Here is a 13,479-nt window from a genome sequence, read left to right on the forward strand (position 1 = left end):
GCCGCGCTCAGTCTTCGGATGGGCGGCGTTTCCCGACGGGCTGCCAAGGCTGGCCGATCTGGTCCTCGAAGCGGTCACGGAACGACCAGAGCCAGCCGACGCGCCGTTCGGCCACTCCGCGCAGGCTGAGAAAGTCCCCGCCGGTCCACGGCCAGAACGGGTTTCGCCTCGCATACGACCAGATCTCCACTCGTGCCCCGGGCTTCCGAGAGGGCCCGCGAGCATGGAAGCCGCCGGTGTCCGCAACGACCAGAGTGTTCGGGGGAAGCGGCAGGGGTTCGGCCTTGCCAAGGTTCATTTCAGCAAGCGAAGCATTATCCACGCGAGGCGATCCGCGGGCCGAAAGTCGATCGATCGACTGCGGATCGCGAAGGCTCCTTTGGTGTTCCCAATCCAACCGCTCCTGGGTGAAGCGATGCGAGCCGGGCACATACGTGAATGGTCCGTCATCCTCGGTTACCCGGTTGAGGAATAGCCAGGCTTTCATTGAAGCATGAAAGCTGTCCGCGTGAACCTCCTGCTGCGGATCCGGGCCTTCGTCGCCAGACCTCGAGACGATCGTTTGGATGTAATGCAATGGGGTCGTGCGAAAGCTTGCGACGTAGTGGAACAGCGCATTGATGTCTTTGCGGCGGAGCAGGCGCTTCAAGGCGGGAACCTCGGCGAGCATATCGGGATCGATCGCGATACGCCTCGTGATTGCATCTCCTTGGCGCATTTCCCGCGCCGGCCATTCGGTTTCCAGAATCGCGGCGCGCAATGCAGCGAAATCATCCTCGGGCACGACGTTTTTAACGACCACGAACCCGTCGCGATCGAACGCCTCTTTCCATTCCGCGCGCACATGCCGCGCGAGGCGCCGCCGCCGCGCCCGGCAAAGCGCGTCGGCCGCGCGGACCCTGGCCCGATGAAGGCCCATACGGTTCAATCGTTCCGAACCGATCAAGGGATGGTCCAGGAAGCTCTTGGCTGACGTGCCAAGCTGTAGAACACGGATCGGCGCCAGGAGAACCGCCTTGGCGCTCTCAAAAAAGCTCATGGTCAGCCGCCCTCAGCATCCGACTTGAGCGCGGACTTCGCAATCTCGTCGATAGCCATGAGATTGGTCACCAAGCTTTCGAACTTCTCGAGCGGAAGCGCATTCGGTCCGTCGGACAGTGCCGAAGCGGGATCATCATGGGTTTCCATGAATACGCCCGACACACCTGCCGCAACCGCTGCACGGGCGAGCAGTGGCACGTATTCGCTTTGACCGCCTGAGCGCGATCCAAGGCCGCCAGGCTGCTGCACCGAATGGGTTGCGTCGAATACGACCGGGCAGCCAGTCTCCGCCATGATCGAAAGGCCGCGCATATCCGAGACGAGAGTGTTGTAGCCGAATGACGTGCCGCGCTCGCAAACCATGAAATTGTCGGGGTCATGGCCGGATGCCTTCGCCGCACTCTGCGCCTTCGCGACGACATTCTGCATGTCCGCGGGCGCCATAAACTGTGCCTTCTTGATGTTTACCGGTTTTCCGGAAGCCGCCACCGCTGCAATGAAATCGGTCTGCCGTGCGAGAAACGCGGGGGTCTGGAGCACATCGACGGCTTCTGCGACGGCCGCGACCTGAGATGGCTCATGCACGTCAGTCAGCACAGGCAGCCCGGTTTCGCCGCGCACTTTTTCGAGGATTTTCAGACCTTCCTCTAGCCCGGGGCCCCGAAAGGAGTCCCCGGAAGTACGGTTCGCCTTGTCGAACGAGCTCTTGAATATTAGCAAGATTTCCAGCCGTTCGGCGATCCCGGCAAGCGTATCGGCGATCTTCAGCGAGTGTTGCTCGCTTTCGATGACGCACGGGCCAGCAATCACGAAAAGCGGGCTGCTTCCTGTTACTTTGCGGCCACAAAGTTTCATTGGCTTGAATTCCTTCCAGGGCGCGAACATGTGTCAATTTTTCAACAGTTCGTCGCAAGTGTTACAGGCTGCAGCCCGGCAACACAGCTTTTGACTTTCGGTGCCTTGACAATGCCGCGGTGGGCGGGCGAGTGCTCTATACCTGCCCTAGCGTGACTTTAAGGCTTAAATAACCTTCGAAAACTAAATTGCCAGAGTGTTACAGAAAATCCCCTCGATGATTAACGATACCCTTACCTCAGGCCACCTGACCTCTGCCATCAAGACACTTGAGGTCGAAATGGACGGGCTGAAAGACCTTCAGCGATCTCTCGCCGAAACAGATCTCGGCGATGCTTTTGAGCGAGCAGTTGAAGCGTTCACCTCTATCAAGGGTCGCATTATCGTGACCGGCATCGGCAAAAGCGGACACGTCGCGCGGAAGGTTTCCGCGACGTTCTGCTCGACGGGCACCTCAGCTTTGTTCCTGCACCCTGGCGAGGCCAGTCACGGCGATCTTGGAGTGATTTCGCGTGACGATCTGGTTTTTGCAATCTCTTGGTCGGGAACCACGCGCGAGCTCGGAGACATAGTCAATTTTTGCGGTTTGAACCGTATTCCGCTGGTCGCGGCGACAGCCAATCCCGATGGCTGGATCGGTGAGGCGGCCGATATCTGCCTCGCTCTGCCTGTCGTGAAGGAAGCGTGCCCGAACGAGTTGGCGCCGACATCATCGACTACCATGCAGATGGTTCTGGGCGATGCGCTGGCAGTGGCGCTCATTCAGGCGCGTGGATTTTCATCGCAGAATTTCAGCGCATTCCATCCCGGTGGACAGCTTGGTGCGAGCCTTACAACGCTCAGCCAGGTGATGGGTACGGGAGATGCGGTGCCGAAAGTTGCGACTAATGCGTCCCTGCGCAGCGCTACGATCGAGATGAGCCGGAAGCGTTATGGCTGTACGGCGGTAGTCGATACCAACGAGCAATTGGTCGGCGCATTCACCGATGGCGATCTTCGGCGCTCGATCGCGTTGCATGATCTTGATGATGCAATCGAACGGCACATGTCGCCGAGACCCGTTACCGCGGACCCGTCCATGCTTTCCGTCGAGGCATTGTCGTTGATGAACGATAATGCCGTGTCGGTGTTGTTCGTAACCGACAAGGGTAAACTCGTCGGCATCGTGCACATGCACGACCTCGTGAAGCTCGGCATCGCTTGATCGCGATTTTTGGGTGCTGCATGCCGTAAAGGCATGGTAGCTACCAGCGATGAGCTTGCCCGAAAAAGACCTCATAGTAATTCCCGCGCGGTACGGCTCGACCCGACTGCCGGGAAAACCGTTGCTGAAACTGGCTGGCAGAACCCTGCTTGAACGCGTGGTCGCAAATGCTCGGAAAGCTGCATCGCAGGTGCAGAACTGCGCCGTAGTCGTGGCGACCGATGATGAGCGCATTGGCGCTCATGCAAAAGAGATCGGGTCGGACGTTGTCCTCACCGATCCATTGCTCGACTCCGGTACCGCCCGGACGCACGCTGCCGCTTCGCAAATGGACAAGGCGCCGGAACGGGTAATCTGTCTGCAAGGTGATGCTCCCTTCATCCCGTACGATACCGTCGCTGCTCTCGTCGAAGTGCTGCGCGAAGGCGGAGCGGAGGTGGCAACCCCGGTTTATCAGCTGGATTGGGACCGACTTGACCGGCTCCGGGTTCACAAACAAAAAGCACCGTTCAGCGGCACGACCTGTCTTCGCGACGAGAATGGCCGGGCGCTGTGGTTTTCCAAGACGATACTTCCAGCGCTTCGCAATGAGCATGCGCTGAGAGACGCCGAGCGGTTCTCGCCCGTGTGGCAGCATCTGGGCCTCTATGCATACACGATGCAGTCGCTCGATTGGTTCGTCAGGACGCCGCCAGGAAGGTACGAAGTGCTGGAGGGGCTCGAGCAATTGCGGTTCATGGAACATGGCAAGAGGATCGCCACGATCCCGGTCAGTCCTCAGAAGCACGGTCTCTCCGGGATCGATACGCCTGCCGATCTCGAGTTGGCCGAGGCCGCCATCAAGGAAACGGGCGATCCTTACCCTGCATGACAGTAGCGATTGCGGTGAGCGCGGCAGCCGCTAAAAGCCAGCCCATGTTCGTCATCATCCGTCACGGCAATACTTTTGAATCCGGCGAACAGCCGCGGCGGATCGGAGCGCGAACTGATTTGCATTTGACCGCACGAGGGGTGCAGCAAGCCGAAGCGCTTGGCAGGCATTTCGCTCAACTGGAATGGGAATTCAGCAGAGTTCTGGTATCGCCGCTTGCCCGGACCAGGCAGACCGCCGAAGCGGTGCTTTCTCAAGTCTCCGTATCTCCCGAACCCGAATTCGCGCCCTTTCTCCGGGAGATCGATCATGGCCCCGATGAAAGCAGAACCGAAGACGAGATTGTCGAGCGTATCGGGACGGATGCTCTGGCTGCATGGGATGAAGCCGGGCGAGTTCCGCCAGACTGGATTGTCGACCCGGAAGCCCGGCTTTCCGCATGGCGCGATCTCTTCAGCGCTCCCTCGAACGCCGATGGAGCGACACTGCTGGTCACCAGCAATGGGGCTGCCCGGTTTGCGCTTCTCGCTGATCCTGCTTTGCGGGATGCAGCAAAGAAGCTGGGATCTCTCAAGCTCCCGACGGGGGGATACGGCGTGATCGCGCGCGATGACGTCGGAAAGTTATGCCTTGGCGATTGGGGCGTGAGGCCGTGACTTTGCCGGCAAATGGCGCATCCGATCCGCTGCTTCGCATGCCCCCGTTTCCCGGGGCACGCTTGACCGCAGAGCGTGAAGATGCCCCGAAGGCCGAGCCTGTCGAAGGTGCGGCGCGTGCGAGACTATTTGGCGCAATATGCGAGGGCAGGGTTGGCGGCGCATTCTGGGCTGAACCAGCTGAGATGAGCCAATCGGTCGACGTCGTGATCCGCGCCCGCACCAGCGATGAAGCTGCGGAATCGCGCGCAGAAATGCGCGACCACACCACACTTTGCATTGCCTGCGAAAGCTCGCGCGGTGCTTTGGACAAATCCAGCTTCGACTGTCCATCTGATAGAGACCCATGGTCAGTGCTGTCTCGGACAAAACGGTTGATAGCGCACGGCGACGACGAATGGGTGGCTCTGGCGGCCATCACCGGAATACCAGTTCAGGTGGTGTCAGCGGGAAGGTTCGGAAGTCCTGGAGATGACAGTGATGCATTGATGGACCTTGCAGCGCAGGAGTTGTCGCAACCCGTGCCCGACCCGTTTTCAGCCGGCTGGTTAGACCCGCTTGCCGCGGCTCAGTTGCTTTCCGATTGGCGCAGATCCATTGATGCCAATCGCGGGTTGGCATCTCAGAAAATCGTCGCGGCCTGCGGGATCAGCTGGTGGAAGCGTGATGAAATTCGTCGATTTCTCTGGGTCCCGAATGTGTCGCTTCGCATCGTATCGAATGCATCGCGGGCGCTCAACGCCGCCGAAGCGGCCGGCGGCGCTCTCGCCATCTGGCCCTCGCGGATATCCGCCTCTTTGGTGGGCGAGGCACACAGGCGACAAATTCCGCTGGTCCGAATTGAGGATGGCTTCGTTCGTTCCGTGGGTCTGGGCACGAATCTCGTCCCACCCTCATCAGTGATCGTCGATCGCCGCGGTATCCATTACGATCCCAGCGGCCCTTCCGATCTCGAGGACATTCTTGCCACGACCGAATTTACTGACGGGTTGCTCGACCGCGCCCGCAAATTGCGAACGATGATCGTGGAGAAACGGATCAGCAAATACGCTCAAGGGTCGCAGAGCGACACGAACGTTGCTCCCCGGCTGGCCGGAAATCGCGTTGTTCTGGTCCCGGGCCAGGTCGAAGACGATATGTCGGTGGTGCACGGGGGCGGAGGGCTGATCTCAAACCTCGAAGTCTTGAAGCGAGTGCGACAGTTCGAACCCGGTGCTGAAATCCTGTGGCGTCCGCATCCCGATGTCGATGCCGGCCATAGGAAAGGCGCAGTGTCCGACGCCGACGCCCTCGAATTCGCGGACAGGATCGTTCGCAAAGAGACGATGGCGGACCTGCTCGACGCGGTTGATGCGGTCCATGTGCTCACGTCCCTGTCCGGGTTCGAGGCGCTCTTGCGCGGGCGTGAAGTGTTCTGCCACGGAACACCGTTCTATGCCGGATGGGGCCTGACTAAAGATTTCGGCCAGGTGCCGGAGCGAAGGGGGCGTGTGCTAACATTAGACGAACTGGTCGCCGGGGTTTTGCTACTTTATCCGCGCTATCTCGATCCCGTCACAGGCCTGCCGTGCCCGCCGGAAGTTCTCGTTGAGCGCATGGCAGGAGAGCAAATGCCGAACCGTCAAAGCTGGGTCGAGCCGATCCGCCGCTTTCAAGGCAAGGTTATGACGCGGTTTCGCAGCCAATCCGGTTTTAAGGCGGACACATGACCCGTGTCGTATTGGACATTTCGCGCCTTATCTCGAGGGTTCGCCATTCCAGTCCGTCAGGCGTCGACCGGGTCGAAATGGCGTATGCACGCGGGCTGATGGACAGTCATGGCGCGGAGCTGGGATTTGCTGCGGTACATCCTTCGGGAATATATGGGAGGATTTCCTACGAAACAGCCACGGCCTATCTGGATGAGCTGGACCGTCGCTGGGCCGACACCACAGCACAGCGAGGGCAGAGATCGCTCCCATCCGTGCTGCCCTGGATGCGCCGCCTTCTTCCTAAGCGGGCGGGGGTCGGGTCGGCCGATGTCCTGGTCCAAGTGTCACCACATCATTTGATCGGGACTGCTAAGGTGCGAAAAATTCTCGCCGGGGAAAAGGCGCGATTTGTTTGCATGGTGCATGATCTGATCCCGATCGAGTATCCTGAATATGCGCGCCCGGGGGGAGCCGAGCTGCATGAAGCGCGGATGGCGACAATTGCCGAACTGGCGCATGCGGTGATCGTGAATTCGGAAGCGACAGGCCAGTCATTTAAGGGTTGGATCGAGCGGCGGAACAAACCGGTTCCTCCCATCCATCCCGCATTACTTGGCACGCATCCGATCGCCGAGGCAGCTCCGCACCGGTTTGCAGATGGCAAGCCATATTTCGTCTGCCTTGGCACGATCGAGCCGCGCAAAAACCATCTGCTTTTGCTACATATTTGGCGTGACATGGCCGCGACGCTGGCTGCCGATCAGGTTCCGCGGCTTATCGTTATCGGTCGGCGTGGTTGGGAAAACGAGCAGGTCCTTGACCTGCTCGATCGCAGCCCCTCTCTAAAAGGGCACGTCGAGGAGGTAAATCGCTGCGGGGATCGTGAACTGGCCGCGATGCTACGGGGAGCAAACGCCCTGCTGATGCCGTCGTTCGCCGAGGGTTTTGGCATGCCGGTTGCGGAAGCTCTGTCGGTGGGTACACCGGTTATCGCGAGCGACATTGCCGCCCATCGCGAAGTCGGGTTGGACGTGCCGGAATATCTGAATCCACTCGATGGTCCTGCGTGGCGGCAGGCAGTGCTCAACTACGCTGGGGACAATCCATCGCGGCAGACGCAGCTTGATCGCCTCAAAGGGTGGGTAACTCCTGACTGGAGCGGCCACATGTCGATCGCGGAACGGGTAATAGATGCCGCAGCGCGATGATGGGAGGTTTACTCGGCGGGTTCTGCCAGGTGACCGGAGTCCTCGGCAACATGAGCCCGCCCCGACACACCATCAACTCGCGTTCCAAAGACTTTGTCCCAGAATATCGAAGCGACCCCGAAATTGCCATCGTTGGCAACGAAATGATGACGCATATGATGCTGCTTTATCAACTTTGTAATCGGGCCGCGCATCGGCCATTGGTGACAGGCATAGTGCGTGACATCGTAAGCGACATAGCCTGCCATGAAGCCGAGACAGAACCACGTCCCGGCAATGCCCGCCGCTGCATACGCAAGACCCCAGATCAGCAAGCCGACAGGGACACTGACAATCGGCGGCATCAGATTGCGCAAATGATCGGCCGGTTGAACATGGTGGTTTCCGTGAATGGCGAACATCATCCGTTTGGCAGGAAGCCAATCTGGGTCCCAATGGAAGATGTGTCTATGCGCGACATACTCGAACAGGCTCCAGCTCAGCAAACCGAAGGCGGAGATCCCTGCGGCTACAATTGGCGAAGCGGAACCCCATCCCGCAAAAGCGAGCAATGGCAGCAAGGTCGCCCAAATCACGGCGAACCAGCCAATAGACGTGACTGTCATCTTTTCGAGCAACGGGTTCTCGAAAATAATCAGTCGTTTTTCTTCGGCTGTAGGCACTTTCATAGCACCCTCGTTACGACAGAAAAGGGTGCGAAATGTCAAGGATCAAGCGTTAAAGTGTATAGTATTGGCCACTCACTTGCACATCTATGTGGCGCAATGGTCACGGTATGAGCGATCGCCATGAATTTTCGAGGTTTCTTCTGACCGGAGCGTCCGGCGAATTGGGCTCTGCGCTCGCGCTGCATCATGCGTGCGCGGGTGCTTCTCTCATGTTGTGGGGCAGGAACCAGGACAGGCTCGAGGCGACGGCTTCGAAGGTCCGCAATAAGGGCGCTGACGCCACCGTTTTCAGTCACGATTTGACCGACATAGAAGGAGCCGTCGAAGCAGTTCTGGAGCAGGACCGCGTCAACACTTTCGATATCGCATATCTTGTGGCTGGCATCGGCGATACGCGCGCACCCGGCGAGCTCGTTGAAGGCCCGTCGACGGTAATGCGGACTGTTCAGACCAATTTTACCGCGCCCGCGGCGATGGCCGCTGCGCTCGCGGGGCGGATGGCTGAACGCGGCCGAGGCAGTATTGTACTGATCGGCTCCGCTGCCGGTCATCATTCACTGCCGATCGCAGCTGGGTATTCTGGTTCGAAAGCGGGTTTGGCCAGATTTGCCGACGCCTTGCGTATCGCGGTCGAGCCCAGTGGTGTCAGCGTCACACTTGCTGCACCCGGTTTCCTCGACACAGCGGCATCCCGGGCGAGCGCCAGCAGGCGCCCGATGGAGCTAAACGTCGAAGAAGCCGCGCGGCGCATCGCAAACGCGGCCGAAAAGGGGAGGAGATATTACGTAACGCCATGGCCATTCGCCATGCTCAGGATCCTGGATTCGCTTCTTCCCAGGGTTTTGCGTGATCGACTGCTCAGGAGCCTAGATCCCTAGGAACTAATCGATGCAGCATTTTCTGGTATATGGGCAAACCCGAGAACCGCGTGGTGCAATTGCGCGGGTGTCAAATCCCTTCGCTGGTTCGTGCCGGCGATGATCTGCCCATCCTCATCCATTTTCAATATGACGTACGGTGTGTGGCGATCGCCACCCGGTTCGCTGAAGCCGGGAATGCTCGGGCGATGATCCCCGAAAAACACAAGCATAGCGGGTTTCCGCCGTGCCGAAATGCCGCCAATCAACTGGCCGAGCATCATATCTCCCGCTCGAACCAGTCTATTGTAATGATCCAACAGCGAGCCAGAGCGATCTCCTCCGGAGTCTGCCCACGGCCCATGGTTTTCTATGGTCACGGCGTAGATGAACGTGGGTGAAGTCGCTTTTTCAGCCAGGACCATGATCTTCTCAGCCACAGCAGCATCTGTCACATACCGGCCCTCCGACGGCGAGGGCGGTGCGAAGGCGCTTTCGCTGACTAGCTCGGAAAATCCTGCCGCCGGCAGGATCTGGTGCCGGTTATAAAACCGCATATCGTGAGGGTGGACAAACAGGCTGTGCCAGCGGTCGTCGCCCAGCCTGTTTGGCAGCGAAAACGCGCCATCGCCGATAGCAGTCAGGTACGGATCGTACTGGCGAAACCCGAGCGTCTCCTCGTCCTGACCGAAAAGTACGCCATATTCGGTCCGCATAGTGTATGCGCCAAACCCGCTGACCAGGAGGTCTCCCCACTGCAGCGCGGCGCCTCGCGCGCTCTCGAGGTGAGGCAGCGCAAGCGACTCGTCACCGAACAGTTCGACTGGGTCCGCAAAGGATTCGCATTGCACGACCACAACAAGTTCAGGTGGTTGCCCGTGGCTGTGTCCCGAATTCGAGGTTTCTTGACAAGAGTTCTCCGGCTTGCTCGGCGGATCGTTCTTCGCTCGCCAACGCAGCCAATAAATCAGCAAGGTCGGTACAAGGCCGAACTCGCCTACGTCGGATTCGACATCGGGCACTTTACCCAGGTTTCGGAATGTCGCGGTTCTCAAACTCATGGCGAGTAGCAGGGCGGACAGAGCGGCAACTGCCAATCCGCCAAAACGAACCGGCAAGTTCTCTTCGAACAAAACAACGAGTGCAGCGACGATGACTGCCGCAGCAGCAAGTCCCGCCACCTTGTGCCACCGCTCAAGTGCCGAAAAATAGAATTGTGGATGCCGGAATACAGCACCGACCAAAGCCAGGTCGGAAAACAACAACGGCTCGCCGAGTACCCTGCGCTTCGCGCTCGACGCAACCACTAGCAAGAGATGGATTGCAACCACGATGATTGCAGCCAAACTGGCGTTGCCACTTGCCGCGAGGAGCAGGCCGAAGAGACCCGACGCGAGTAGGACAATCAACCAATTGGCGGAGATCGAGGGGAAGCGCATCAGGGCTGCAGTGCGAGCGTAGGCGTTAATCGCCAGGGCAATGAGCAAGACGATCGTCAGTCCGGCGAAGAAATCTGTCACTTGGAAATCGTATCAACTAAATGGGGTATGCGCATGTCGATCCTGTGCAATACAGCAACCTTTTGCTGCGTTTAGACCTTTTTGCGTTCATATCGCAATCGACGCTCTTCGCTTTTGCAGCCGGGGCGCGTATGGGCGCTTTGAAGGATAGAGTGTAGTGATTTCTCAAAGTTTGCGCGATTTTGAAAACAGTTTGGGAAGCGGCGACCAAGGCGGCCAGGGATCCATATCTTTTTATGGCGAACATCAAGAGCGTCGCAGCCGCTCACGATCTCCTCGCACCGTGTTGTTGCTGCAAGGGCTGATGGGGCCCCTGTTCCGACGTTTAGGTCAGGAACTGATCGATGCAGGCCACACGGTTTATAAAGTCAATTTCAACGGCGGTGATCGCGTGTTCTGGCGACTTCCAGGCGGCATCGATTTCCGCAAATCGCTGGAAGAATGGCCCGCCACGCTGCGCACGATAATCGCGGACAAAGACATAACTGATGTTGTCCTGTTCGGTGATTGCCGCGCGCACCATATGGCGGCGACTGCGGTTTGCCGCGAATTGCATATTCCCGTCCACGTATTCGAGGAAGGTTACATCAGACCCGATTGGGTTACGCTGGAACTCGGCGGTGTGAACGGTCATTCGATGCTGCCGCGCGATCCGGAATGGTATCGAAGGACGGCCGCAAAACTCCCTCCTGTGCCCGAACACAAGCAGGTGCCTTCGTCCTTTCGCCGGCGTGCATTGGAAGGGCTGCTTTACAACGTCGCCGATGTCCTGAGCCGTTGGTACTATCCGCACTGGGCGAACCACAGGCCGTGGCATCCCTTGATCGAAGGCATCGGCTGGGCGCGTAAGCTGGCCCGCGGCAAAACTCGGCGCAAGCGTTCGGAAGAACTCGTCGATGATCTCCTTGCTTCCGATGTGCCTTACTATCTATTTCCGCTGCAACTCGCGTCGGATGCGCAGATCCGGCTTCACTCGTCTTTTGCCAGCATGACCGATGCACTGATGATGGTAATCCGCTCATTCGCGGAAAATGCGCCCGAGGGTACGCGGCTTCTGGTCAAGGAACACCCGCTGGACAATGGCGTTTGCGACTGGCGCGAGGAAACGCGTTCGATGGCAGCGATGCTCGGTGTTGCGGACAGAGTGGATTATATGAGCTGGGGCGATATCGTGCCGGTCGCCGAACAAGCGAAGGGTATGGTGACGATCAACAGCACCAGCGGGACACTTGCTCTTGCGATGGGCGTCCCGGTCGTGGCGCTTGGTCAAGCCGTTTACGATATCGCCGATGTCACGTTCCAGGGAGGGATCCATCGTTTCTGGACTGAGGCCAGTCCGCCTGATCTGGCGACGTTCAACGCCTATCGCCGCGTTTTGATCGACAAATGTCTGATCCCCGGTGGTTTCTTCTCTGACGAGGCGCTCGACAAGGTCGTCAGGCACGCTGTCGCGCGGTTTGAGGGCAAGAACCTTTTGCTCGAATAGATAACGGGACGCCGAGGCTCAGATTGCAGAGCTGAAAGTCTTCGTGTTTTCGTCGCGGAATGTGTCGAACAATCCAGCGATGCTGCGCGCGTATGGCAGGCCGTCAGGATTTATCTTCAGCTTCATCCCATCGATCGTAGCCATGCCGCGTTCGAGGAAGGGAGCCAGCCGCCCCCTTACGTGCGGCATTTGACAAAGCGTAATCTCAGCCAAGCCTTGGCAAAGCAGCTTCTCGATCGTTGCACCATTCAGCTGATCCCGGAGCGAACGATTTATTCCGTGCGATGCCGTTAACCGGCCCTGGCTCGCCAACATCCGGTAACGTCCGCTATTCTTTTCATTCTGTGCCAGCAGCTCCGGAAAGGCGCTGATCGCACTCGAACCAAGGCCGATGATTACTTCGGAACAGTCATCGGTAAAGCCTTGAAAATTGCGCCGCAATGTACCGTTGGCAGCGGCAATCGCCATGGCGTCGTACGGCAAAGCGAAGTGATCGAACCCGACGGCATTGTAGCCATGGCCGGTCAAGAATTCGTACCCGAGCCGAGCCATCCCGAACCGTTCTACCTTGTCGGCGAGCGCAGTCGCATCAATCATGCGCTGGCGCGGTACGAGATTGGGTACATGCGCGTATCCGAACAGAGCGACCCTGTCGGCCCCCAGTAGCCGCGTGTACTCAAGACTGTCCTCAAGGTCCGCTGTCGTCTGGCCGGGTAATCCATACATCAAGTCGAAGTTTAGCGATGTGACGCCGGTTGATCGAAGCCAGTCAATACTACGGCAGATCAGCGCGTCCGATTGCTCGCGGCCAATCGCCCTCTGGCAATGCGGAGCAAACGTCTGCACGCCCATGCTGGCGCGGGTAATACCCGCATGGCCTATCGCCGCCCCCCATTCCCCACTCATCGAACGGGGATCGAGTTCGATAGACCAGATAGCCTCTGCGGTGGCGAACTGACTTGTGATCGCTTCGACCAGGCCCAGAAATTCGTGCGGCTCTATCGCATTGGGGCTGCCACCACCAAAAGCGATCCGGCGTACCCGCGCAGATTTGGGCAAGAGACCGGATACGCTCGTCAATTCCGCAAGAAGCGCCTGCAGATACGATTCGACCCGCTCACGTCTTCCGGCGGCGCCGGTGTTACAGCCGCAGTAGTAGCAGATCTTCTCACAAAACGGGATATGGAGATAAAGCGAAACGTCTCCGTCAGCCCGTGCAATCGCCTCGCCCAGACTTCCAGGGTTGATAGGCCCGAAATCGGCGGCGGTGGGATAGCTGGTGTAGCGCGGCACTGCTTTCTCGAGCAGGTCAGAATGATAGGTCCACATGCTCAGCGTGATGGCGGCAAGTGTCCGTTGCGTCGTTGACTTGGATCAAATGACTTGCGGCAACTTGCGGCGTGGCAAGCTTTGGCCGTGCAA

At 58.8% G+C, this 13,479-nt stretch carries 12 protein-coding genes; 7 read left to right on the top strand and 5 right to left on the bottom strand.

What is annotated here, in order from left to right; all coding sequences use genetic code 11:
* Positions 1-7: 7 nt before the first annotated feature.
* Positions 8-1,039, bottom strand: a complete 1,032-nt coding sequence (locus KCG45_RS09095; protein ID WP_218316947.1) for a phytanoyl-CoA dioxygenase family protein — start codon at positions 1,037-1,039, stop codon at positions 8-10.
* Between the two features lie 2 nt (positions 1,040-1,041).
* Positions 1,042-1,896: a 3-deoxy-8-phosphooctulonate synthase gene (gene kdsA, locus KCG45_RS09100; RefSeq protein WP_218316948.1), complete on the bottom strand. Its 855-nt coding sequence runs from the start codon at positions 1,894-1,896 to the stop codon at positions 1,042-1,044.
* Positions 1,897-2,113: 217 nt separating this feature from the next.
* Here kdsA and KCG45_RS09105 point away from each other — a divergent pair, with 217 nt between their 5' ends.
* From KCG45_RS09105 to KCG45_RS09125, 5 genes are read left to right on the top strand one after another with little or no spacing between them, the layout of a single operon-like run.
* Positions 2,114-3,100: a KpsF/GutQ family sugar-phosphate isomerase gene (locus KCG45_RS09105; RefSeq protein WP_218316949.1), complete on the top strand. Its 987-nt coding sequence runs from the start codon at positions 2,114-2,116 to the stop codon at positions 3,098-3,100.
* 49 nt (positions 3,101-3,149) lie between these two features.
* The gene (locus KCG45_RS09110; protein ID WP_218316950.1) at positions 3,150-3,971 is read left to right on the top strand and encodes a 3-deoxy-manno-octulosonate cytidylyltransferase; all 822 of its coding nucleotides are present in this window, start codon (positions 3,150-3,152) and stop codon (positions 3,969-3,971) included.
* Positions 3,968-4,627: a histidine phosphatase family protein gene (locus KCG45_RS09115; RefSeq protein ID WP_255548105.1), complete on the top strand. Its 660-nt coding sequence runs from the start codon at positions 3,968-3,970 to the stop codon at positions 4,625-4,627. Before KCG45_RS09110 ends, KCG45_RS09115 begins: the two co-directional genes overlap by 4 nt.
* The gene (locus KCG45_RS09120; protein WP_369410766.1) at positions 4,624-6,336 is read left to right on the top strand and encodes a capsular polysaccharide export protein, LipB/KpsS family; all 1,713 of its coding nucleotides are present in this window, start codon (positions 4,624-4,626) and stop codon (positions 6,334-6,336) included. The genes KCG45_RS09115 and KCG45_RS09120 overlap by 4 nt, the downstream gene beginning before the upstream one ends.
* Entirely contained in the window at positions 6,333-7,526 is a 1,194-nt protein-coding gene (locus tag KCG45_RS09125) for a glycosyltransferase family 4 protein (protein WP_218316951.1), read from the top strand. The genes KCG45_RS09120 and KCG45_RS09125 overlap by 4 nt, the downstream gene beginning before the upstream one ends.
* An 8-nt stretch (positions 7,527-7,534) precedes the next feature.
* On the opposite strand, the gene KCG45_RS09130 is transcribed toward KCG45_RS09125, so the two are convergent.
* Positions 7,535-8,194 (bottom strand): sterol desaturase family protein, encoded by a 660-nt coding sequence (locus KCG45_RS09130; protein WP_218316952.1) that lies wholly within the window; start codon positions 8,192-8,194, stop codon positions 7,535-7,537.
* 107 nt (positions 8,195-8,301) lie between these two features.
* Between KCG45_RS09130 and KCG45_RS09135 the strand changes: the two genes are divergently transcribed.
* The gene (locus KCG45_RS09135; RefSeq protein WP_218316953.1) at positions 8,302-9,072 is read left to right on the top strand and encodes an SDR family NAD(P)-dependent oxidoreductase; all 771 of its coding nucleotides are present in this window, start codon (positions 8,302-8,304) and stop codon (positions 9,070-9,072) included.
* Here the strand turns inward: KCG45_RS09135 and KCG45_RS09140 are convergent.
* Positions 9,069-10,571: an LTA synthase family protein gene (locus KCG45_RS09140; RefSeq protein WP_218316954.1), complete on the bottom strand. Its 1,503-nt coding sequence runs from the start codon at positions 10,569-10,571 to the stop codon at positions 9,069-9,071. The two genes, KCG45_RS09135 and KCG45_RS09140, sit on opposite strands and share 4 nt — an antisense overlap.
* A 304-nt stretch (positions 10,572-10,875) precedes the next feature.
* On the opposite strand from KCG45_RS09140, the gene KCG45_RS09145 reads away from it, so the two are divergent.
* Positions 10,876-12,057, top strand: coding sequence for a capsule polysaccharide biogenesis protein (locus KCG45_RS09145; RefSeq protein WP_218316955.1), 1,182 nt, complete (start codon positions 10,876-10,878; stop codon positions 12,055-12,057).
* Positions 12,058-12,075: 18 nt separating this feature from the next.
* Here KCG45_RS09145 and KCG45_RS09150 read toward each other — a convergent pair whose 3' ends face one another.
* Entirely contained in the window at positions 12,076-13,386 is a 1,311-nt protein-coding gene (locus KCG45_RS09150; protein WP_218316956.1) for a radical SAM protein, read from the bottom strand.
* Between the last annotated feature and the right edge of the window lie 93 nt (positions 13,387-13,479).

The sequence above is a fragment of the Erythrobacter ani genome (assembly GCF_019204025.1).
GTDB classification, from domain to species: Bacteria; Pseudomonadota; Alphaproteobacteria; order Sphingomonadales; family Sphingomonadaceae; genus Erythrobacter; species Erythrobacter ani.